The sequence below is a fragment of the Microbacterium fluvii genome, from assembly GCF_025515205.1.
Taxonomy (GTDB): Bacteria; Actinomycetota; Actinomycetes; order Actinomycetales; family Microbacteriaceae; genus Microbacterium; species Microbacterium fluvii.
In genome coordinates this window covers 104964-128247 of sequence record NZ_JAOPFX010000001.1, presented here as the reverse complement: position 1 = coordinate 128247, position 23284 = coordinate 104964, and the positions used below count along the sequence as shown (strand labels likewise).

Below are 23284 nucleotides of genomic sequence, written 5' to 3'. Positions count from 1 at the left end.
GCGGGCGCGTGTCACGGTCCGGTGGGCTCGTTCGGGTCGAACGGCGCGTCGAGCGAGCGGGTGAGCTCGTCGAGCATCGCGGCGATCTGCGGCTCGACGTACTCCGCGATGGCGGCCTGGATGCGGAGGCGATGATGCAGCAGGATGCTGCACACCTCGCGCCCGATCATGTTCGCGTAGTCGTCGGCCAGGCCCACCTCCTGCCGCAGCGCCGCCTTGGCCTCGGCGCTCAGCGGCGGCAGGGCGGGCACGTCGGCGTCGGCCTCTTCGGCCATGCCCGCCACCGTGAACAGGAACGGTGCGCCGGGGAGGGGCTCAGGGTCGAGCGGCATCCCCTCGAACTCCGGGGCGAGCCCCTCGCTCGGGCGGTAGCTGCGCGCGCGGTTGCGCGCCGCCTGCTGGTCGAGCTCGGCCTGCAGCATCGGCAGGTTGACCGCCGTGTACTCGGCGACGCCGTGGTCGATGATCGTCTTGATGCGCGTCGAGAGGCCGTGCTGCACGCCGTGCGGGATGTCGGCTCCGAGGCCCGCCGCCGACAGCACGGGCGAGCCGAGGCAGCGTCGACAGGGGGCGACCCTGCCGCGGTGCGTCGCGGGCTCCCAGCGCGGCAGCCAGCGCAGCCAGGCATCGACAGCCTGGCTGACCTGGGTCTCGAGCGACCGCTCCACGCCTCCACGGTAGCCGCCGCATCCGCTCGATGCCCGCTTTTCCCGCGCAGCGGCGCGGCTCAGCCGTCGTCCGAGCGTCGCTCCCACGGCCATCGGGGGCGGGACGACCGGGTGCGGCGGAGGGCGACGCCGGCCCAGGCCGCGATGAAGGCGGCACCGAGGAGCACCGCGCCGAACCAGGTCGTCGCGATGCGTCCGACGGCAGCCGTGGCGGCGGCAGGATCGGCCCCGACCGCGAGGGCGGTGATCCACAGGCCTCCGAGGTGGGCCAGCGCCGCGGCGAGGGCGACCGCGAGTGCCGACCCGTACGAGGGCTGCGGCCGGCGCACGGCGAGCCAGAGCCCGACGGCGAACACCGCCACCGCGACGCCGACGGCGACGATCCCCGGAGTCTGGCCGAGGCCAGGCGCGACGATGACGTCTTCGTCGAGGGCCAGCGAGACCAGCCCGAGACCGGCGATCACGAGGGCGCCGAACCCGATCGTCGCGAACGCCACCGTGACGCCGGGGCGCACCGGCCCACCGGGCGCCGACGCGGTGCCGCTCATGTCACTGCTGGACGAGCTGCGGCCCCGCCTCGAGGGTGCGCTCGTACTCGCGACGCGCCTCGACGTTCAGCTCGGTGACGCGCTTGCCGCGCGCGGCGACCCACGCGCCGAACCAGATCGTCAGCTCGCGGCCGATCACCAGCGCCGCGATCGCGAGCGGCGCGAGCAGCTGGCTGTCGATGAGCGCGGCGCCCTCGCTCGCGGTGAGCGTCCAGAACGGCGCCTGGAAGAGCTGGCCGAGCAGGTGCCCGCCGTAGCTGGCGAAGCCGACGAGCAGTCCGAAGATCACCCACGAGCCCCACCGGCCGCGGTTGATGATCGCACCGAGCAGCCAGAACGCGATGTAGAAGACGATGACGGGCACCCAGAACGCCGCGGTGGCGAGGATGCCGGTGATCTGGCTCACGACGTTGGCGTCGGTCACGGTGCCGTCGATCGCGCCGAAGCCGAGCGCGGCGGCGAGGTAGAGCACGCCGAACGCGAGCGCGGCGAGCAGGCCGATCGCGCCGGCGGCGGCGCGGTTGCCTCGGGCGCGCGGCGCCTCGGGGGCCTGCACGAAGATCGGCTGCGGGGTCACGACGGCGGCGGGCGCGGCGTAGACCGGCGCCTCGGCGAACGGCTCGCTCGCGGTGACGACGGGCTCGACGGGGGCGGCCTCGTAGGCGCTCGTGGTGTCGTACGCGCTCGTGGTGTCGTAGGCCGTGGTCGCGGCGGCGGCGTCGGTGGCCGGTTCGATGGCGGGCTCCACGCTGAGCGACTGCGCGTCGGCGGAGTCCCACGGGTCGGGCTCGGTCACGGCGGGCTCGGCGACCGCGGGAGCGGCGTCGGCGGGCGCAGCGTCGGCGGGCACGGCCTCGACGGTCTCCCCCTCGGCGGTCGTCGCCGGCGCGGCAGGCTCGTCGCCCTCGACCGCGTCGCGGCCGGCGGCCTCGGCATCCGCGAGGCCCTCGTGGGCGCGTCCGACGACGTCGTCCACGTCGGCGTTCTCTTCCACGGGCTCACCGTACGACGATGTGGGGTCACTCATCGGATGCACTCCTCACGCAGGGCTGGTCCCTGCCCTAGCGAGAGTAACCCGAGTGTCGGCGCGAACCCGGAAGCCTCGCCGCGCGGTGTCGGCTCGCGCCGCGCGGCGGCCGTTATCGTGGCGGCATGCCCCGCGTTCACCTCCTCTCCGCGCCGCACGCGGCCGCTGCGGCGCTCGCCCTGACCGCGCTGATGCTGACCGGCTGCGCCGCCGACGCGACGCCCCAGGGCGAAGGGAGCGCGCCCGGCCCGACGACACCGGCTGCGAGCGCCTCGGCGACGCCCGTCGCGACCGCCACGCCGACTCCCGACCCGTCCAGCACATCGGGCGCGCTGCCCACCGACTGCCGGGCGATCCTCGGCGACGACGTGCTCGACCAGCTCGAGGGAGTGCCGCTGAACGACCCCGCCTTCTCGCCGACCGGCGTGCAGCCCGACGGCACCCTCATCTGCGTGTGGGGCGATCCGACCGCCGACACCACCGGGATGACCACGACGATCAGCCGCGTCTACCGAGGCGATGCCCTCGACCTGCTCAACGGCCTCGCCGACGACGGCTACACCTGCTACCAGCCCGATGAGGGCACGCGGTGCGAGAAGACGTGGAAGAACGACACCTATCCGGTCACCGACGGGCGGACGCTCTATTGGCGCGACGACACCCTCGTCGACACGCAGTACTCGAACATGATGATCGACGGCTACACGGCCTCGATCGCCGCACACCTGTTCGGGTGAGCGGGCGGGGTCACCCGCCCCAGATGAACCGGGTGAGGCGGTCGGAGTAGTCCTCGGGCTGCCAGCCGGTCTGCACGCTCGACAGCCACAGCCCGCCGCGCATGACGTCGTCCTCCCTGACCGCTCCGCGCGATCGGGTGCACGCCAGCTGGTCGGTCGTCGTGGCGCAGTCGAACCCCGCGGCGGCCAGTGTCGCCTGCGCGACCGTCGCCGCGTCGCCGTCGACCTGGGCCAGGGTGCTGGTGATCGTTCCGGCAGGGCCCGTCCACGTGCAGGTGCGCTCGACCACCGGGGCGAGGGCGTCGGCGAGGCCCTCCGCGGCCGTCGTGGGCGCGGCCGTCGTCTGGGCCAGCAGCGACTGCGGCGTCCACACCAGCTCGGTCCACAGATCGCTCGGGTACAGGTCACGGCAGTCGATGCCGCCGCCGGGTTCGATGCCGCCGGAGGAGACGTCGGCCGGCGTCTGCGCGGCCCGATCGGTGGCGGCGCGCAGCGAGTCCCCGACCCATGCGACGGTCACCGGCACCATGGGCGCCGCCAGCCACAGCAGCGCCCCCACGACGCCTGCGCAGAGCAGGCCCGCGGGCAGCGCGATCCAGGTGCTGCGTCCGCCGATGCGCGCCACGGTACCTCCTCCCCACGTCGTCCGGTCCTCCCTCCACGCTAAGCGCGAGCGGCGGCGCACGGCGCAGCGACGCGGCGTGAGTCCGGGAACGGCGAAGGGCCCCGGCGAACCGGGGCCCTTCGTGTGAGCGGATGCGGGCAGCATCCGCGTCGGGATGACTCAGTTATACGAGGTGAAGTCGTCCGTCGAGAAGCTGTCGAAGTCGACGTAGCTCAGGTCGGCGTCGGAGTACGCGCCGTCCGAGGCGAAGATGCGGTTGGGGTACCGCTCGCTCTTGGCCTCTTCCGTCGCCTCGACCGTGACGTTGCGGTACTTCGCAAGTCCGGTTCCGGCGGGGATGAGCTTTCCGATGATGACGTTCTCCTTGAGGCCGACGAGCGGGTCGCTCTTGCCCTCCATGGCCGCCTGCGTGAGCACGCGGGTCGTCTCCTGGAAGGAGGCGGCCGACAGCCACGACTCGGTCGCGAGCGACGCCTTCGTGATACCCATCAGCTCGGGGCGGCCCGACGCGGGGCGCTTGCCCTCTGCCACGGCCTCCCGGTTGATGTTCTGGTACTTCTTGAAGTCGACCAGCTCACCTGGGAGCAGCGTCGTCTCGCCGTGGTCGACCACGGTGACCTTGCGCAGCATCTGGCGGACGATGACCTCGATGTGCTTGTCGTGGATCGGCACACCCTGCGAGCGGTAGACGCCCTGCACGCCGCCGACGAGGTACTTCTGCACCTCGCGGGCACCCATGACGCGCATGACCTCCTTGGGGTCGAGCGTGCCGACCTGCAGGGGCTGGCCCACCGTGACGTGCTGGCCGTCCTCGACCAGCAGCGTCGCGCGCTTGAGCACGGGGTAGACGTGCGGCTCGTCGCCGTTGTCGGGCGTGAGGATGACCTTCTTGGCCTTGTCGGTCTCGTCGATCGTGATGCGACCGTCGCTCTCGGCGATCGGCGACGCGCCCTTGGGGGTACGCGCCTCGAAGAGCTCCTGCACGCGGGGAAGACCCTGCGTGATGTCGTCGGCGGATGCCGAACCACCGGTGTGGAAGGTGCGCATCGTCAGCTGCGTGCCGGGCTCACCGATCGACTGGGCCGCGATGATGCCGACGGCCTCGCCGATGTCGACGATCTTGCCGGTCGCGAGCGAACGGCCGTAGCACTGCGCGCAGACGCCGACGGCGGAGTCGCAGGTGAGCACCGAGCGCACCTTGATCGACTCGACTCCGGCCTCGACCAGGCGGTTGATGAGCACGTCGCCCACGTCGGAGCCCGCCGCGGCGAGCACCTCGCCCTTGGCGTCGACCACGTCGGCGGCCAGCGTGCGTGCGAACACCGAGTTCTCGACGTTGGCGTCCTTGACGAGCGTGCCGGTGGAGTCCACCGCCGCGATCGTGAAGTCCAGGCCCTTGGTCGTGCCGCAGTCCTCTTCGCGGATGATGACATCCTGCGAGACGTCGACGAGACGCCGCGTGAGGTAGCCCGAGTCGGCGGTACGCAGGGCCGTGTCGGCCAGACCCTTTCGGGCACCGTGCGTCGCGATGAAGTACTCCGCCACCGACAGCCCCTCGCGGTACGAGGAGATGATCGGGCGCGGGATGATCTCGCCCTTGGGGTTGTTCACGAGGCCGCGCATACCGGCGATGTTGCGGATCTGCAGCCAGTTACCACGGGCGCCGGAGGACACCATGCGGTTGATGGTGTTGTCCGCGGGGAAGTTCGCCTTCATCGCGGCCTGCACCTCGTCGGTGGCCTCGGTCCAGATCTTGATGAGCTCCTGACGACGCTCGGCGTCGGTGATGAGGCCCTTCTCGAACTGCGAGACGACCTTGGCGGCCTGCTTCTCGTAGCCCGCGACGATCTCGCCCTTGTTCGGCGGCGTGAGGATGTCGCTGAGGGCGACGGTCACACCCGAACGGGTGGCCCAGTAGAAGCCGGCGTCCTTGATGCGGTCCAGCGACGCGGCGACCTCGGTCTTGGGGTACTCCTCGGCCAGCTTGTTGACGATCTGCGACAGCTTGCCCTTGTCGGCCTGCTCGCGCACGAACGGGTAGCCCTTGGGGAGCGTGTCGTTGAAGATCGCCTGGCCGAGCGAGGCGTCGACGAGGCCGTGGCGCTCGTAGCCCTCGGGGGCTTCGCCCTCGAGGAACGTGAGGCCGGGGACGCGGATGCGCACCTTGGCCTGCAGGTCGAGGGTGCCCTCGTCCTTGGCCAGGATCGCCTCGCCCACCGAGCCGAACACACGACCCTCACCGGCTGCGCCCTCCTTGACCGTGGTCAGGTGGTGCAGGCCGATGATCATGTCCTGCGAGGGCAGGGTGACCGGGCGGCCGTCGGACGGCTTCAGGATGTTGTTCGAGGCGAGCATCAGGATGCGGGCCTCGGCCTGGGCCTCCACCGACAGCGGCAGGTGCACGGCCATCTGGTCGCCGTCGAAGTCGGCGTTGAACGCCGCGCACACGAGCGGGTGCAGCTGGATGGCCTTGCCCTCCACGAGCTGCGGCTCGAACGCCTGGATGCCGAGGCGGTGCAGCGTGGGCGCGCGGTTGAGCAGCACGGGGCGCTCGCGGATGATCTCCTCGAGCACGTCCCACACCTCGGGGCGGGTGCGCTCGACGGCGCGCTTGGCGGCCTTGATGTTCTGCGAGTGACCGAGGTCGATCAGGCGCTTGATCACGAACGGCTTGAACAGCTCCAGGGCCATCTGCTTGGGAAGGCCGCACTGGTGGAGCTTGAGCTGCGGGCCGACGATGATGACCGAACGGCCCGAGTAGTCGACGCGCTTTCCGAGCAGGTTCTGGCGGAAGCGTCCCTGCTTGCCCTTGAGCATGTCGCTCAGGGACTTGAGGGCGCGGTTGCCGGTGCCGGTGACGGGACGACCGCGGCGGCCGTTGTCGAACAGCGCGTCGACGGCCTCCTGCAGCATCCGCTTCTCGTTGTTGACGATGATCTCGGGGGCACCGAGGTCGATCAGGCGACGGAGGCGGTTGTTGCGGTTGATGACGCGGCGGTACAGGTCGTTGAGGTCGCTCGTGGCGAAGCGGCCACCGTCGAGCTGCACCATGGGGCGCAGCTCCGGCGGGATCACCGGCACGACGTCGAGCACCATGGATGCCGGGCTCATGCCCGTCGACAGGAACGAGTTGACGACCTTGAGGCGCTTGATCGCGCGGATCTTGCGCTGACCCTTGCCCTCGGAGATCTGCAGGTGCAGGCTGTCGGCCTCGGCGGCCAGGTCGAACGCCTCCAGGCGGCGCTTGATCGACTCGGCGCCCATGTGGGCCTCGAAGTACTGACCGAAGCGGTCCTGCAGCTCGTGGAAGATCTCGTCCTCGCCCTTGAGCTGGCCGACCTCGAGGGTGCGGAAGTCCTCCCACACCTTCTCCAGACGCACGATCTGGTCGTCGGAGCTCTTGCGGATCGACGCCATCTCCTTCTCGGCGGCGTCCTTGGCCTTCTTCTTCTGGTCGGCCTTGGCGCCTTCCTCTTCGAGGGCGGCGAGCTCCTCCTCGAGCTTCTGGAGGCGGGCGGCGATGCGCGAGTCGCGGCGGTCGCCGAGCGTCTTCAGCTCGAGGCGGATGTTGTTCTCCTGCACGGCGAGGTCGCGGTGACGAGCATCCTCGTCGACCGAGATGACCATGTAGGCGGCGAAGTAGATGACCTTCTCGAGGTCCTTCGGGGCCATGTCCAGCAGGTACCCGAGGCGCGAGGGCACGCCCTTGAAGTACCAGATGTGGGTCACGGGCGCGGCGAGCTCGATGTGGCCCATCCGCTCGCGGCGGACGGAGCTCTTGGTGACCTCCACGCCGCAGCGCTCGCAGACGATGCCCTTGAAGCGGACGCGCTTGTACTTGCCGCAGGCGCACTCCCAGTCGCGGGAGGGTCCGAAGATCTGCTCTCCGAAGAGGCCGTCCTTCTCGGGCTTGAGCGTGCGGTAGTTGATGGTCTCGGGCTTCTTGACCTCACCGTACGACCAGCGACGGATGTCGTCGGCGGTGGCCAGGCCGATGCGAAGCTCATCGAAAGTTGTTGCGTCGAGCACTAGTTCTCCTGTGTCGGAATTCTTGAATCAGCTGGCCGGGATCAGATCTCGTCGATCGACGAGGACTCGAAGCGGCTGGAGATGTTGATGCCGAGCTCCTCGGCAGCACGGAAGGCCTCGTCGTCGGTGTCGCGGAGGTTGACCGCCGTGCCGTCGGCCGAGAGCACCTCGACGTTCAGGCAGAGCGACTGCATCTCCTTCATGAGCACCTTGAACGACTCCGGGATGCCGGGCTCCTGGATGTTCTCGCCCTTGACGATCGCCTCGTACACCTTGACGCGGCCGAGGATGTCGTCGGACTTGATCGTCAGCAGCTCCTGCAGCGCGTAGGCGGCACCGTAGGCCTCGAGGGCCCACACCTCCATCTCGCCGAACCGCTGGCCGCCGAACTGGGCCTTACCGCCCAGGGGCTGCTGCGTGATCATCGAGTAGGGGCCCGTCGAGCGCGCGTGGATCTTGTCGTCGACGAGGTGGTGCAGCTTCAGGATGTACATGTAGCCGACCGAGATGGGCGCCGGGAACGGCTCGCCGGAGCGGCCGTCGAACAGCAGCGTCTTTCCGGTGGAGTCGATCAGGCGCTCGCCGTCGCGCGTGAGGTTCGTCGAGTCGAGCAGACCCGCGATCTCCTCCTCGTGCGCACCGTCGAACACCGGCGTGGCGACCTTCGTGCCCGGCGCGGCCTCGCGGGCCGACTCGGGCAGCTGGACTGCCCACTCCGGGTTGCCCTCGACCTTCCAGCCCTGCTTGGCGATCCAGCCGAGGTGGAGCTCCAGCACCTGGCCGAAGTTCATTCGACCGGGGATGCCGAGCGGGTTGAGGATCACGTCGACCGGCGTGCCGTCGGCGAGGAAGGGCATGTCTTCGATCGGGAGGATCTTGGCGATGACACCCTTGTTGCCGTGGCGGCCGGCGAGCTTGTCGCCCTCGGTGATCTTGCGCTTCTGGGCGATGTAGACCACGACGCGGCGGTTGACGCCAGAGCCGAGCTCGTCGTCGCCGTCTTCGGCGTTGAACTCCTTGACCGCGATGATCGTGCCCTGCTCGCCGTGCGGGACCTTCAGCGACGTGTCGCGGACCTCGCGGCTCTTCTCGTTGAAGATGGCGCGCAGCAGCCGCTCCTCGGCCGACAGCTCGGTCTCGCCCTTGGGCGTGACCTTGCCGACGAGGATGTCGCCGGGGCGCACCTCGGCGCCGATGCGGATGATGCCGCGCTCGTCGAGGTCCTTCAGCAGGTCGGGAGCGACGTTGGGGAGGTCACGGGTGATCTCCTCCTTGCCGAGCTTCGTGTCGCGGGCGTCGACCTCGTACTCCTCGATGTGGATCGAGGAGAGCGTGTCGTCCTTGACCAGGTTCTGGCTGAGGATGATCGCGTCTTCGAAGTTGTGGCCCTCCCACGTCATGAACGCGACGAGGAGGTTCTTGCCGAGCGCGAGCTCGCCGTTCTCGGTCGCGGGGCCGTCGGCGATGACCTCGCCGGCCTCGATGCGCTCGCCGGCCGAGACCACGACGCGCTGGTTGTACGACGTGCCCTGGTTGGAGCGGTCGAACTTGCGCAGGTAGTAGTCCTGCGTGCCGCCCTCGTCGAGCTGGATCGTCACGACGTCGGCCGAGACCTCGGCGACGACACCGGCCTTGTCGGCGGTGATGACGTCACCGGCGTCGATGGCCGCGAAGCCCTCCATGCCGGTGCCGACCACGGGCGACTCGCTGCGCAGCAGCGGCACGGCCTGACGCTGCATGTTCGCGCCCATGAGCGCGCGGTTCGCGTCGTCGTGCTCGAGGAAGGGGATGAGCGAGGTTGCGACCGACACCATCTGGCGGGGCGAGACGTCCATGTAGCCGATCTCGTCGGCGTGGAACAGGTCGACCTCGCCACCCTGGCCGCGGCGGGCCAGCACGCGCTCGTTCGCGAACGTGCCGTCGGCCTTCAGCTCGGCGCCGGCCTGGGCGACGATGTAATCGCTCTCTTCGCTCGCCGTGAGGTAGTCGATCTGGTCGGTGACCTTGCGGCCCTCGACGCGACGGTACGGCGTCTCGATGAAGCCGAACGCGTTGATGCGCGCGAACGAGGCCAGCGAGCCGATCAGACCGATGTTCGGGCCTTCGGGGGTCTCGATGGGGCACATGCGGCCGTAGTGCGAGGGGTGCACGTCGCGCACCTCGACGCCTGCGCGCTCACGCGACAGACCGCCGGGGCCCAGCGCCGACAGGCGGCGCTTGTGGGTGAGGCCCGCGAGCGGGTTGTTCTGGTCCATGAACTGCGACAGCTGCGACGTGCCGAAGAACTCCTTGATCGCGGCCACGACGGGGCGCACGTTGATCAGGGTCTGCGGCGTGATCGCCTCGATGTCCTGCGTCGTCATGCGCTCGCGCACGACGCGCTCCATGCGCGACAGGCCCGTGCGCACCTGGTTCTGGATGAGCTCGCCGACCGCGCGGATGCGGCGGTTGCCGAAGTTGTCGATGTCGTCGACGTCCAGACGGATCTCGGCCGCAGCCCCGCCGCGCACGCCGTCGAAGGTCGTGTCGCCGCGGTGCAGGCGCACGAGGTACTTGATCGTGGCGACGATGTCGTCGACCGTGAGCACCGAGTCGCTGAGGGCCGAGTCGAGGCCGAGCTTCTGGTTGATCTTGTAGCGACCGACCTTGGCCAGGTCGTAGCGCTTCGGGTTGAAGTAGAAGTTGTCCAGCAGCGCGCGTGCGGCCTCGGCGGCCACCTGCTCGCCCGGACGGAGCTTGCGGTAGATGTCGCGGAGGGCGTCTTCCTTCGTGAGGATCGTGTCCTTCGACAGCGTCTCTTCGATGGAGTCGAAGCCGGCGAACTCGTCGAGGATCGCCTCGGTGGTAAGACCCAGGGCCTTCAGGAACACCGTGACCGACTGCTTGCGCTTGCGGTCGATGCGCACGCCGACCTGGTCGCGCTTGTCGATCTCGAACTCGAGCCACGCACCGCGGCTCGGGATGATGCGCGCCGAGACGATGTCCTTGTCGCTGGTCTTGTCGGGCGTCTTGTCGAAGTAGACGCCGGGCGAGCGCACGAGCTGCGAGACGACGACGCGCTCGGTGCCGTTGATGATGAACGTGCCCTTGTCGGTCTGCAGCGGGAAGTCGCCCATGAAGACGGTCTGGGTCTTGATCTCACCGGTCTGGTGGTTCATGAACTCGGCCTCGACGTACAGAGGGGCGGCGTAGGTCTTGCCGCGCTCCTTGCACTCTTCGATCGAGTACTTCTCGGGCTCGAGGTAGGGGTTGGTGAAGCTCAGCTGCATCGTCTCGCTGAGGTCTTCGATCGGCGAGATCTCCTCGAAGATCTCCTCCAGGCCGCTGACCTGGGGCACGTCGGTGCGGCCCTCGGCCTGCGCCTGTGCGACACGGGCCTTCCAGGCGTCGTTTCCGACGAGCCAGTCGAACGACTCCGTCTGCAGCGCCAGCAGGTCGGGGACCGTCAGCGTGTCGGAGATCTTGGCGAACGAGAGGCGGGAAGCTCCGCGTCCGTTCTTGGGGGTGGTGGTGGATGCGTTGCGCGCAGCAGCCAAGGGGATTACCTCCGTGGGCCCGTAGGGCTCGTTTCCTTGTCGTCAGGGTGGAGTGCTCTCGTCCCCGAAGTCCGGATGCCGCACCCGCTCGCGAAAGCGGGGGCACGCAGACCAGCCGACCACCATATGAAGGCAGGGGGAATCCAAGAGCGCAACTACCAACTATACGTGTCGCGACGCGCCTTGTCCAGCGGATCCTTGACGAGTTTCTGCGGCTGCGGTATAACCGCGCACATGGCCGGGGGTTTCGAACCCGTGATCCGCACGCCTGATCAGCGGATCCGGGTCTTCGTCAGTTCCACCCTGCGCGAGCTCGCCGACGAGCGTCGCGCCGTGCGGCGCGCGATCGAGGCGATGCATCTCGCGCCCGTCATGTTCGAACTGGGCGCGAGGCCGCATCCGCCGCGCGAGCTCTACCGGTCGTACCTCGATCAGAGCGATGTGTTCGTGGGCATCTACTGGGAGAGCTACGGCTGGATCGCCCCCGACGAGCAGATCTCGGGCCTGGAAGACGAGTACGTGCTCGCGCCGCGCGAGATGCCCAAGCTCATCTACATCAAGGCCAGCGATCGCCGGGAGGAGCGCCTCGCGGCCCTGATCGACCGCATCCGCTCCGACGACACGGCGGCCTATCTGCCCTTCGACGACGCCGACGAGCTGCAGGGCCGCATCGCCGACGACCTGGCGGTGCTGCTGGCCGAGCGGTTCGAGCAGTCGCGCCAGCCGGAGCCCGTCGAGGGTGCAGCTGCCTCGCTGGTCTCGCGGGTGCCGGTGCCCTACACCACCACGATCGGTCGCGAGCAGGACATCGCCAGGGTGCGGCAGCTGCTGGCCGGCGGCGACCACCGCGTCGTGAGCCTCATCGGCCCCGGCGGCATCGGCAAGAGCCGCCTGGGCATCGAGGTCGCCTACGCGACCGAGGATCTCTTCCCCGACGGCATCTACTTCGTCGCGCTCGAGGGCGTGCTCGAGCCCGGACTGCTGCTGCCGACCATCGCCTACAGCCTCGGCATCCGCGACAACGGCGAGGCCGCGCTCGAAGAGCGCATCTCGCGCGCGCTCGCCGGCCGCCGCGTGCTGCTGGTGCTCGACAACTTCGAGCAGATCGTGGATGCCGCCCCCGTGCTCGTGCGGCTGTACACCGTGGCGCCCGATGCGGCGTTCCTCGTGACGAGCCGGGTCGTGCTGCGCATCCGCGGCGAGCAGGTGTACGACGTCGCCGCGCTCACGACGCCGGCCGGAACCGGCCGGGTGCCGGCGGCCCGGTCGTCGGCGGTCGCACTGTTCGTCGACCGCGCAGAGGCCGCCAAGCCCGGGTTCTGCCTGACCGACGAGAACGCCGACGACATCGTCGACATCTGCCGGCGGCTGGAGGGGCTGCCCCTTGCCATCGAGCTGGCCGCCGCCAAGGTGCGGCTGCTGGGCACCCGCGGCATCGCCCAGCGCCTCGAGAAGAGCCTGCCGCTGTTGACGGCGGCGGTGCGCGACCTGCCCGAGCGGCACCGCACGATGCGCGCGACGATCGAGTGGAGCCTGAGCCTGCTGGTGCCCGAGCACCGCGCGCTGCTGGAAGACCTCGGGGTGTTCGCCCGGCGCTTCACCCTCGACGCCGTCGAGGCGATCGGGGCGGGCCGGGTGTGGGACGGCACGGCGATCGACGGCATCGCCGCACTGGTGGACGGGTCGCTCGTCAAGCAGGAGGAGATCGGCGGCCGCCCCGTGCTGTCGCTGCTGGCCATCGTGCGCGAGTACGCCGTCGGGCGCCTGAAAGACGGCGGCGACGCCGACCGCATGCGCGCCGCGCACGCCGACCACTACCGCGCCCTCGTGACGCGGCTCGCCCCCGCCCTGCGCGGCGAGGGGCAGGCGGAGGCCGTCGAGCAGCTCGGCCTCGAGCTGACCAACCTGCGCGCCGCGGCGCGCCACCTCGTCTTCACCGACCGCCTCGACGATGCGGGCGACTTCGCCTGGAGCATGCTCATCTACTGGTGGATCGCCGGCTTCTTCGCCGAAGTGCGGGTGTGGATGCTGGAGCTGCTCGAGAAGGAGAGCCCGATCTCGCAGCACACGAGAGCCGTCGCCTGGTTCTTCACCCTCTGGGGCGAGCTCTGGCAGCATCCGTCGCAGCAGGTGATCGCCGGCCTCGGCGAGTGCGTTCGGCTCTTCCGCGAGAGCGGGGACGACGACGCGGCCGCCATGACGCAGGCCGCGCGGGCGACGGCGCGGGTGCAGTTCCCCGACGGCGACGCCGACCTCGCCTTCGAGGAGCTCACCGAGGCCACGGCGAAGCTGCACGAGATCGGCAACGGCTGGGCCGAGGCCATCACCGAGGTGTCGCTGGGGCGGCTGGCGTGGCTACAGGGGCGCACCGACGAGGCGATGGAGCACTTCGACCACGCCGCGGGGGTCGCCGAGGCGGGGCAGGACCTGTTCACGCAGTCGGTCGCCGGCAACCAGCGCGCACGGCTGCAGCTGATGCGCGGCGAGACCGATGCGGCGGCGGCGGGGTTCGCCCGCACGCTCGTGCTGTCGGTGCGGCTGCACCACGACGAGGGCGTGGCCTACGGGTTGGAGGGCCTGTGCGCCGTCGCCGCCGCGCGCGGCGAGGCGTGGCGGGCGGGCGCCCTGTCGACGGCGGCCGGATCGATCAGGCACCGCATCGGATTCTTCGACGTCGAGGCCTTCACGGTGCACACGCCGCACCTGAAGGCCGTGCGCGAGAGCGATCCGTCGGCGCTGGCCGCCGGCGAGGCGGCGGGCGCCGAGCTGTCGGTCGCCGAGGCGATCGCGGTGGCCCTGCCCGACCAGGCCCGCGCCGGGCTCGGCGACGCGCTCGCGCACTGGTGATCCGCCCCTCTCCCTCCCGCGACTTGGCACCTGCGGTCGCTGCGGCTGCCGGCCAGGCGGCAACAGGTGCCAAGTTGCGGGGAGGGACGGGCGTCAGGGGCGGGCGTGGCGGAAGCGGATGCGGGTGCCAGGCCGCGCCTGAGCGAGCAGGTCGAGGGCAGCCTCGGTCGCCACGGCGATGACGGGGTAGCCGCCGGTGACCGGCCCGTCGGCCAGCAGCACCGTCGGGCGCCCCGTCGGCGGCACCTGGAAGGCGCCCGGCACCATGCCCTCGCTGGGCAGCTCCCCCTGGCGGATGCGGTCGAGCACCGGTCCGTCGAGGCGCACGCCGACGCGGTCGGCGTCGTTCGTGACCGTCCAGACCTCCTCGAACAGGCGGCGATGGGCCTCGGGCGAGAACCAGTCGGCACGCGGCCCCGGCAGCAAGTCGAGCTCGACCTCGTCGTCGTGCGGCGCACCCCAGGGGGTGATGTCGAAAGGCGGGATCGGGGCGGTCGCCTCGGAGGCGACCGCGAGCACGTCGCCGGCCCGCAGCGGCGCGGGGCCGAGCCCGGCGAGCAGATCGGTGGCCCGCGACGCCAGCACCTGGTCGGCCGCCACGCCGCCGCGCACCGCGAGGTAGGCCCGCGCCCCGTGCCCGAACCAGTCGAGGTGCAGCGCCGTGCCGGCGGGCCAGGGGTGCGCCAGGTAGGGATCGACCTCGCGGCCGTCGAGCACGATCGGCCCCCACGCCCCGGCGACCGCGACCCACAGGTCGCGTCGCGCGACCGCGCGCAGCCCGCCCATCGTCACCTCGACCGCTGCGGCTGCCTCGGGGTTTCCCACCAGCCGGTTCGCGGTGCGCAGCGCTCCGCGGTCCAGAGCACCCGAGCGGGCGACACCGAGCGAGGCCGCCCCTGCGCGCCCGAGGTCTTGCACGGTGGCCAGCAGCCCCGGCTCCACGACCTCGAACGCCGCCGGGCCGTGCGCATCCGCATCCGCCGGCGCCGCCCCCGCTTCGCCGCGAGACTGCATCCGGCTGCCGAGACCGCCGGTGCTGACCGCGGTCTCGTCCGGCAGCTGCCGTCTCGCGGAAGGGACGGCAGGCTCGGCCGGCACGGGCGCCGCAGCGGCGGCGACGGAGGCCGGCGCTCGGGCGACGGCGAAGCGCACACGGGCGCCGGGGCGCAGCAGCGCGGGCGACGCGGCGCGGGGGTCGAAGAGCGCGGCGCCGGTCGTGCCGATGAGGCGCCAGCCGCCCGGGGTCTCGCGGGGGTAGGCGCCGCTGAACCGACCGGCGAGGCCCACGGCACCGGCCGGCACGCGGGTGCGCGGGCTGTCGAGGCGCGGCACGTCGAACGGCCAGTCGTCGCTCACGAGGTACCCGAACCCGGGGGCGAAGCCCGTGAAAGCGACCGTCCACGCGGCGGCGAGGTGCGCACGCACGAGCGCCTCGACCGAGACGCCCAGCAGCGCCGCGGTCTCGGCGAGGTCGGCGCCGTCGTAGACGACAGGCAGCTCGACCTCGTCGGTCTCGGCGGATGCGCGGGCCACGGCATCCGCCGCGGCCGCACGCTGCACCCACGCGCGCGCCGCCGGCAGAGCGAGCACGTGCGGATCGACCCGCACCAGCACCGTGCGCGCCGCCGGCACGAGGTCGACGACGCCCTCGGGGGCGGATGCCGCCAGCTGGGCGCGCAGACGCAGCACGGCCTCGAGCGCATCGACCTCGACGAGCAGCGCCGACTCCCCCATCGGGTGCAGGATCACCGGGCGATCCGCGTTCACCACGGCGCGGCCACCCCGACGCCGGCCGCCTCGAGGGCTGCGCGCACGGCACGGGCCATCAGCACGGCGGCGGGGGTGTCGCCGTGCAGGCACAGCGAGACGGCATCGGCGGTGACCACCGACCCGTCGACGGCCATCACGTCGCCCGTGAGCGCGAGGCGCACGGCGCGGGCGGCGACCTCGTCGGGGTCGTGCAGCAGGTCGCCCGGCGCGCCCCGAGGCACGAGCCGGCCGTCAGCGAGGTATCCGCGGTCGAGGAACGCCTCGCGCACGAAGGGGAGCCCGGCTGCGGCGCTCTCGCGCACGATCGGGCCGTCGAGGCCGAGCACCGGCACGGCCCTGCCGAGGGAGTCGGACAGTGCGACGACGGCCGCGACGACGGCCCGGGCGGCCGCGGCGTCGGCCGAGACCGCGTGGTAGAGCGCGCCGTGCGGCTTGACGTAGCGCACGTCGGCACCCGCCGCCGCGAGCGCGTCGAGCTGACCGGAGACCTGGGTGCGCAGCAGCTCGGGGTCGACGGCGAGCGCGCGGCGGCCGAAACCCGGGCGGTCGAGGTAGGAGGGGTGGGCGCCGACGGCGACACCCGAGCGCGCGGCGACGCCGACGGCCTCGGCCATCGACACGGCATCGCCGGCATGGCCGCCGCAGGCGATCGAGGCGCTCGAGATCACCGCGAACATCGCCGCGTCGTCGGCGGTGGGCACCCCGTCGACCGTCTCACCGAGGTCGGCGTTGAGGTCGATCGTGGCCATGGCACCACGGTAGCCCGCGCCGAGGGCGTTACGACTGGGTTACGCCTGCGCCGCCCCGCTCGCCGCCGCGAGCCGAGGGCGGCAGGATGGTCGCATGTCCGCAGCATCCGCCCCCGTTCCCGGTGCCCCGCTCCTGCAGGTGCGCGACGTCGCCGTCGAGTTCCGCACGATGGACGGGCCCGTGAAGGCCGTCGAGAGCGTCGACCTCGACCTCGCCGCCGGCGAGACGCTCGCGATCGTGGGCGAGTCGGGCTCGGGCAAGTCGACGACGGCGATGGCCGTGATCGGACTGCTGCCAGGCAACGGCCGGGTCACGCAGGGCAGCATCCTGCTCGAGGGCCGCAACCTCGTCGGCGCCCCCGAGTCGGTCATGCGGACCGTCCGCGGCCGCACGATCGGCCTCGTGCCGCAGGATCCGATGTCGAACCTCAACCCGGTCACCAAGATCGGCACGCAGGTCGCCGAGGCCCTGCTCGCCCACGGCCTGGCCACCAAGAAGGACGTCGACCGCAAGGTCGTCGAGACCCTCGCCGCGGCAGGCCTCCCCGACGCCGAGAAGCGCGCCACGCAGTACCCGCACGAGTTCTCGGGCGGCATGCGCCAGCGCGCCCTCATCGCGATCGGCCTGGCCTGCAACCCGAAGCTGCTCATCGCCGACGAGCCCACGAGCGCCCTCGACGTGACGGTGCAGAAGACGATCCTCGACCAGCTCGACCGCATGACGGGCGAGCTCGGCACCGCCGTCATGCTCATCACCCACGACCTCGGGCTCGCCGCCGAGCGCGCGCAGCGGGTCGTCGTGATGAATCGAGGCCGCATCGTCGAGCAGGGCCCCGCCCGCCAGATCCTCGAAGACCCGCAGCACCCGTACACGCAGGCGCTCGTCAAGGCGGCTCCGTCGGTGGCCGCCGTGCGGCTGCGGCCCGAGGTGTTCCGCGCACAGCCCGCGGCCGAGGTCGTCGAGCCCGCCCCGGTCGACGTCGAGGCGGCGGATGCGGCGGCCCCCGCATCCGCCCCCGACAACATCATCGAGGTCGAGGGCCTCACCAAGGTGTTCCCGGTGCGCGGGCAGAAGGAGGACTTCGTCGCCGTCGACGACGTGTCGTTCGTCGTGCCCCGCGGCGAGACCGTCGCGATCGTGGGCGAATCGGGGTCGGGAAAGACCACGACCGCGCGGATGATCCTGAAGATCTACGACCCCACGAGCGGGTCGATCTCGTACGAGGGCACCGATGTGGCGGGGCTCAAGGGCAAGCCGCTGCGCGAGTTCCGCCAGAAGGTGCAGCCGATCTTCCAAGACCCGTACTCGTCGCTGAACCCGATGTTCTCGATCGAGCGGATCATCTCGGAGCCCCTCGAGTTCTACCGGCGCGGCTCGTCGAAGGAGCGCACGGCGCGCGTGCGGCAGCTGCTCGACGACGTCGCCCTGCCGCAGTCGATGCTGCGCCGGTACCCGTCGGAGCTCTCGGGCGGACAGCGCCAGCGCGTGGCCATCGCGAGGGCCCTCGCTCTCTCGCCCGAGCTCATCGTGTGCGACGAGCCGGTGTCGGCGCTCGACGTGCTCGTGCAGGATCAGATCCTGCACCTGCTCGGCGACCTGCAGCGCGAGTACGGGCTGAGCTACCTGTTCATCTCGCACGACCTCGCCGTCGTGCGGCTCATCTCGGACTGGGTCTGCGTGATGCAGAACGGGCAGATGGTCGAGGCCGCCTCGAGCGAGGAGATCTTCACCAACCCGCGGCACCCCTACACGCGCAAGCTCCTCGCCTCGATCCCCGGCAACGAGCTCGACATCGCCGTCTGAGCCCGCGGGCCCTGCGCCTGTCGCGCCCGGTGCGAGATCAGGAGATCTCGCCGGCACAGGACGATCGGATGCTGAACGACCTGTCCCAGCCGAATCACCTGATCTCGGCGGCGGGGGCGGCGACCGAGGCCGGACTCAGCGCGCGCGGGTGCGCGGATCCATGGCCTCGCGCAGCGACTCGCCCAGCAGCGTGAAGCCCAGCGCCGTGACGGTGATGCAGATGCCGGGCAGGAACGCGACCCACGGGTTGACCGCGAGCTCGAGCTGCGCGTAGGCGAGCATGCGCCCCCACTCCGCCGTCTGCGGCACGCCGCCGCCGAGGCCGAGGTAGGCGAGCCCCGCCGCCTCGATGACGGCGGTCGCAAGCGTCAGGGTCGCCTGCACGATGACGGGGCCGACGGCGTTGGGCAGCACGTGGGTCATCGTGATGCGCCCGCGGCCGAGGCCCAGGGTGCCGGCAGAGAGCACATAGTCGCTCGAGCGCTGCTGGAGCATGGATGCCCGCAGCAGCCGCGCGAAGATCGGCACCTGCGCCGCCCCGATCGCGATCATGATCGCCACGGGGGTCTGCCCCATGATCGCCGCGATCGACACCGCCAGCAGCAGCGACGGCACCGACAGCAGGATGTCGACGAACCGCATGATGAGGGTGTCGACCCAGCCGCCGAAGGTCGCGGCCAGAAGCCCCAGGGCCATGCCGCCGGCGAGCCCGAGGAAGGTCGAGACGACGCCCATCACGAGCGAGGCGCGGGCACCCCAGATGAGCTTTGAGAGCATGTCGCCGCCGAAGCGGTCGAGGCCGAGCGGGAACCCGGGGATCTCGCCGGGGCCGGGGATGTGCGAGGGGGTGATGTACTTCTGCCCCGGCAGCTCCTCGCCGCCGTACGGCGCCAGCCACGGGGCGAACACGGCGACCAGCACGAAGATGACGATGATGACGGCGCCCACCCAGGCGCTCGGGTTCTGCCGCAGCCGGCGGAACACGTCGCGCCAGTAGCCGCCGCCCTGGGTCTTGGCCTCCATGAGGCCGCGGTCGACGACGGCGGTGTCGTCGACCGGCCCGCCCGAAGGGGCGGGAGGAAGCATGGCGGAACTCATTGGACCCTCACTCTCGGGTCGATGAAGCTGTACGACACGTCGACGATCAGGTTGATCAGGGCGTAGAGCACGGCGATGAAGAGGATGAAGCCTTGCAGCACCGGGAAGTCCCTGGTGAAGATCGCCCGCTGCAGGAACGAGCCGATGCCGGGGTAGGCGAAGACCGACTCGGTGAGGATGGCGCCGGCCAGCAGCAGACCGACCTGCAGGCCGATCGTGGTGGTCACCGGCAGCAGCGCGTTGCGCATGATGAACCGGCCGCGGATCGTCGAGCGCGAGACGCCCTTGGCCATGCCGGTGCGCACGTAGTCGGAGTTCTGCACCTCGAGCACGGAGGCCCGCGTGATGCGCGTGATGATGGCGAGCGGGATGCTGGCCAGCGCCAGCCCGGGCAGGATCAGGTGCAGGAAGGCATCCCACGCGGCATCCCACTCCCCCGTGAGGATGCCGTCGAGCACATACAGATTGGTGTAGTGGGTCGCATCCAGCCGAGGATCCTGCCTGCCGTCGGAGGGCAGCCACCCCAGCTGCACGGCGAAGAGCCACTTGAGCATGAACGCGAGGAAGAAGACCGGGATCGTGATGCCGATGAGGCTCGCGAACACGGCGAAGTGGTCGACGGCCTTGCCGCGGCGGCGCGCGGCCCAGTAGCCGAGTGCGACGCCCACGGCGACGGCGACGGTGATCGCGAAGATCGTGAGCTCGAGGGTCGCGGGGAAGCGCCGCGCGAACTCCTCGGTGACGGGGCGCTGCGTCTGCAGCGAGACGCCGAAGTCCCCCTGCAAGAGGCGCCCGAGCCACGTGAAGTACTGGATGATCAGGGGTTCGTTGAAGCCGTACAGCTCGTTGATCTCGGCGACCCGCTCGGGGGTCGCGCGCTCACCGAGGAGGGCCACGGCGGGGCCGCCGGGGAGGGCCCTGACCCAGAAGAAGAGCAGGACGGTCAGCCCCAGCAGGGTCGGGATGAGCAGCAGGAGTCTCCTGCCGATGGTGCGCAGCACGTGAAGGGCTCCAGGGTGCAGACGAAGGCGACGAAGGACGGATCGGATGCGGCGACCCGCCCGCCCCCGACGATACGGGGGCGGGCGGGCGCAGCATCCGTGTGCGTCTTACTCGCTCAGCTCGATCATGTTGAACACCTCGTCCTGCACCGGGCTGGCCGGGTAGGACGTGACGCGCGGGTCGAACGCGAGGGTCGGAACCGGGTGGGCCAGCGGCACGCCGGGCAGGAACTGCATGATCTGCTCGTTGATGTCGATGTAGGCCGCTTCCTGCTCCTCTTCGGTGGCGAGGCCGCGGGCCTCGCTCAGCGCGTCGAACAGCTCCGGGTTGTCGAAGCCCCACTCGTTGGTCTGAAGGCCGAAGAACGTGCCCACGAAGTTGTCGGGGTCGTTGTAGTCTCCGGTCCAGCCCAGCAGGTGGATGCCGTGGTCGGAGCCGCCCTGGATCAGGTCGAGATACTCGACCCACTCGTTGGTCACGGGCGTCAGCTTGATCCCGACCGCCTCGAGCTGGCTCGAGAGGTTCGTGAAGATCTGCTCCGGGTTGGGCATGTACGGGCGGGAGATGTTCACCGGGTAGTTGAAGGTGATCTCCAGCGGGTTCGACTCGTCGTAGCCTGCCTCGGCGAGCAGCTCCTCGGCCTTGGCGGGGTCGTAGTCGTAGGTCGTGACCGACTCGTTCCAGCCGATGACCGCGGGCGGCATGAACTGCGTCGCCGCCTCTGTGCCCTCGGGAAGCACCTGCGAGATCAGGGCGTCCTTGTCGATCGCGTACGCGATCGCCTGGCGCACCTTGATGTCGTCGAGTCCCTCGGCGGCCTGGTTGATGCCCAGGTAGAGCACGTTGAACGGCTCACGGTTCACGAGCGAGAAGCCCGCGTCGTCAAGCGCCTGCAGGTCGGCGGGGGCGACGAGGTCGTAGCCGTCGATGCTGCCGGCCTCGAGGGCCTGGCGCCGAGCGGTGGTGTCGGCGATCACCTTGAAGATGACCTCCTGCACCTGGCCCTGCTCGCCCCAGTAGTCGGCGTTGGCCTTGAGCACGACCTGCTCACCGGGCGAGATCGAGTCGAAGACGAACGGCCCCGTGCCGGTGGGGTGGCCCTGGCCGTACTCGCTCTGCACGGGCGCCTCTTCGGTGCCGCCGACCTCGTCTGCGCCGTACTTCTCCAGCGCCGTGGGGCTCTGGATCGAGAACGACGGCAGCGACAGCGCCGGGATGAATCCGGCGAAGGGCTGCTTCAGCGTGATGGTCGCCTGGGTGTCGCTGTCGGCTGTGCAGCTGTCGTAGATCGAGTCGTCGCCGAACCCGCGCATGATGACGCCCCAGTAATAGGCCATGCTCTGCGACGCCGCGACGCCGGTGAAGGCGTTCTGCCGGTCGAAGTTGTAGCAGACCGCTTCGGCGTTGAAGTCGGTGCCGTCGTGGAAGGTCACGCCCTCTTCCAGGGTGAAGACGTAGGTCGTGTCGTCGGGCTGCTCCCAGCTCTTGGCGAGCAGCGGCGCCGGGTCTGCGGTGCCGGGCACGGTGCCGACGAGGCCCTCGAAGATCTGGCGGGCGACGCGGAACGTCTCGCCGTCGCTGGCGAACGCGGGGTCGAGGCTGGCCGGGTCTCCCGACGAGGCGAACACGAACGTGCTGTCGACATCGCTGTCGGCGGTCGTGTCGGTGTCATTGCCGCGCTCGCTGGCGCAGGCGGTGAGGGCGATCGCGCTGACGGCGAGCGCCGCGACGCCTGCGAGCAGGCGCCTCCTCGGACTTTGGAGCATGCTGTGCACCTTCCATGAGTTGGGGATGATGTCATGACGCTACCCGCGGCCGGGGGTGCCGACCATTACGCCTGTGTCTCGATCGTGTTTCGATGCACTCGCTAACGTGGAGGGGTGGGCAGGACCAGGCGCGACGACGACGCGGCGCCGCAGGCGCGGCTCGGTGGCGGCTCGGTCGCCCGCGTCGTGCCCAGTGACTACACGACCGGCTTCGAGCTCGTGGTCGACGGCACCCCGCAGTCCCACGTCGATCTCGACGACCCCACGCACCTGCACTTCGAGTACGTCGCCCGCATGGGAGCGGTGATCGACCAGCTGCGGATGCCGCGGCAGCCGCTCACGGCGGTGCACCTCGGAGCGGGGGCGCTGACGATCCCGCGCTACATCGAGGCGACCAGGCCCGGCTCGCGCCAGCAGGTGATCGAGCTCGAACAGGGCCTGTGGGACCTCGTGCGCGAGAACCTGCCGCTGCCCCGCGGCGCGGCGATCAGGGTGCGGATCGGAGACGCCCGCGCGGGGCTCGCGCGCCTGCCCGCCTCGCTGGTCGGCCAGGTCGACCTGCTCGTGTCGGACGTCTACTCGGGGGCCCAGACGCCCGCGCACCTGACGACGATCGAGTTCTATCGCGAGGCGGCGCGGATGCTGGCACCAGAGGGGGTGCTGCTGGTCAACGTCGCCGACGGAGCCGGCCTCGCCTTCGCGCGCCGGCAGGTGGCGACCGTGCAGCGCGTGCTGGAGCACGTCATCGTGCTCGCCGAGGTGCAGACGCTCAAGGGCAGGCGGTTCGGCAATCTCGTTGTCGCGGCATCGGCCTCCCCCCTGCCGACGCAGTGGCTGCCCCGCCTGATGGCGGCAGGACCCCACCCCGCGAAGGTGGCAGAAGGGGCCGAGGTCGTCGAGTTCGCGCGGGGGTCGTCGGTGGCCACCGATGCCGACGCCGGGCCGTCGCCCAAGCCCGCGGCATCCCTCTTCGAGCGCTGACTTCCGACCCGTTTACGGTCACGACGCGCCGCGAGGTCGCGACCCGCGCACGGCGCGTCGCGACCGTAAACGGACGGGGGCGGCGTGCCGGACGGGG

At 70.8% G+C, this 23284-nt stretch carries 15 protein-coding genes; 4 read left to right on the top strand and 11 right to left on the bottom strand.

Annotation, left to right across the window (positions count from 1 at the left end; all coding sequences use genetic code 11):
- Positions 1-11: 11 nt before the first annotated feature.
- Genes OAW74_RS00595 through OAW74_RS00585 form a run of 3 tightly spaced genes read right to left on the bottom strand, consistent with a single transcriptional unit; the run spans position 12 to position 2243 of the window.
- Positions 12-668, bottom strand: coding sequence for a spermidine/putrescine ABC transporter substrate-binding protein (locus OAW74_RS00595; protein WP_262872395.1), 657 nt, complete (start codon positions 666-668; stop codon positions 12-14).
- A 59-nt stretch (positions 669-727) separates the two neighbouring features.
- Positions 728-1216: a hypothetical protein gene (locus tag OAW74_RS00590; protein WP_262872394.1), complete on the bottom strand. Its 489-nt coding sequence runs from the start codon at positions 1214-1216 to the stop codon at positions 728-730.
- A gap of 1 nt (position 1217) precedes the next feature.
- Positions 1218-2243 (bottom strand): ABC transporter, encoded by a 1026-nt coding sequence (locus OAW74_RS00585; protein WP_262872393.1) that lies wholly within the window; start codon positions 2241-2243, stop codon positions 1218-1220.
- A gap of 125 nt (positions 2244-2368) precedes the next feature.
- Here OAW74_RS00585 and OAW74_RS00580 point away from each other — a divergent pair, with 125 nt between their 5' ends.
- The gene (locus tag OAW74_RS00580; protein WP_262872392.1) at positions 2369-2980 is read left to right on the top strand and encodes a hypothetical protein; all 612 of its coding nucleotides are present in this window, start codon (positions 2369-2371) and stop codon (positions 2978-2980) included.
- A 10-nt stretch (positions 2981-2990) separates the two neighbouring features.
- Here OAW74_RS00580 and OAW74_RS00575 read toward each other — a convergent pair whose 3' ends face one another.
- From OAW74_RS00575 to rpoB, 3 genes are all read right to left on the bottom strand, one after another.
- Positions 2991-3605, bottom strand: coding sequence for a hypothetical protein (locus OAW74_RS00575; protein ID WP_262872391.1), 615 nt, complete (start codon positions 3603-3605; stop codon positions 2991-2993).
- Between the two features lie 159 nt (positions 3606-3764).
- Complete coding sequence (locus tag OAW74_RS00570) at positions 3765-7634, bottom strand: DNA-directed RNA polymerase subunit beta' (RefSeq protein ID WP_262872390.1); 3870 nt, start codon at positions 7632-7634, stop codon at positions 3765-3767.
- Positions 7635-7675: 41 nt separating this feature from the next.
- On the bottom strand, positions 7676-11170 hold the full coding sequence (gene rpoB / locus OAW74_RS00565) for a DNA-directed RNA polymerase subunit beta (protein WP_262872389.1): 3495 nt from the start codon (positions 11168-11170) through the stop codon (positions 7676-7678).
- Positions 11171-11404: 234 nt separating this feature from the next.
- Here rpoB and OAW74_RS00560 point away from each other — a divergent pair, with 234 nt between their 5' ends.
- On the top strand, positions 11405-14017 hold the full coding sequence (locus tag OAW74_RS00560) for a DUF4062 domain-containing protein (protein ID WP_262872388.1): 2613 nt from the start codon (positions 11405-11407) through the stop codon (positions 14015-14017).
- 93 nt (positions 14018-14110) lie between these two features.
- Here the strand turns inward: OAW74_RS00560 and OAW74_RS00555 are convergent, their stop codons facing one another.
- Positions 14111-15766: a 5-oxoprolinase subunit B/C family protein gene (locus tag OAW74_RS00555; RefSeq protein ID WP_316250197.1), complete on the bottom strand. Its 1656-nt coding sequence runs from the start codon at positions 15764-15766 to the stop codon at positions 14111-14113.
- 14 nt (positions 15767-15780) lie between these two features.
- Positions 15781-16536: a 5-oxoprolinase subunit PxpA gene (pxpA, locus tag OAW74_RS00550; protein ID WP_262872387.1), complete on the bottom strand. Its 756-nt coding sequence runs from the start codon at positions 16534-16536 to the stop codon at positions 15781-15783.
- A gap of 94 nt (positions 16537-16630) precedes the next feature.
- Here pxpA and OAW74_RS00545 point away from each other — a divergent pair, with 94 nt between their 5' ends.
- Complete coding sequence (locus OAW74_RS00545) at positions 16631-18340, top strand: ABC transporter ATP-binding protein (RefSeq protein ID WP_262872386.1); 1710 nt, start codon at positions 16631-16633, stop codon at positions 18338-18340.
- Between the two features lie 135 nt (positions 18341-18475).
- On the opposite strand, the gene OAW74_RS00540 is transcribed toward OAW74_RS00545, so the two are convergent.
- From OAW74_RS00540 to OAW74_RS00530, 3 genes are all read right to left on the bottom strand, one after another.
- A complete protein-coding gene (locus OAW74_RS00540) occupies positions 18476-19438 on the bottom strand; it encodes an ABC transporter permease (RefSeq protein WP_378732992.1) in 963 nt (320 codons plus the stop codon).
- A complete protein-coding gene (locus tag OAW74_RS00535) occupies positions 19435-20439 on the bottom strand; it encodes an ABC transporter permease (RefSeq protein ID WP_262872385.1) in 1005 nt (334 codons plus the stop codon). Before OAW74_RS00535 ends, OAW74_RS00540 begins: the two co-directional genes overlap by 4 nt.
- 108 nt (positions 20440-20547) lie before the next feature.
- Positions 20548-22206: an ABC transporter substrate-binding protein gene (locus tag OAW74_RS00530; RefSeq protein ID WP_262872384.1), complete on the bottom strand. Its 1659-nt coding sequence runs from the start codon at positions 22204-22206 to the stop codon at positions 20548-20550.
- Between the two features lie 114 nt (positions 22207-22320).
- Here OAW74_RS00530 and OAW74_RS00525 point away from each other — a divergent pair, with 114 nt between their 5' ends.
- Positions 22321-23187, top strand: a complete 867-nt coding sequence (locus tag OAW74_RS00525; protein ID WP_262872383.1) for a spermidine synthase — start codon at positions 22321-22323, stop codon at positions 23185-23187.
- Positions 23188-23284: the final 97 nt, after the last annotated feature.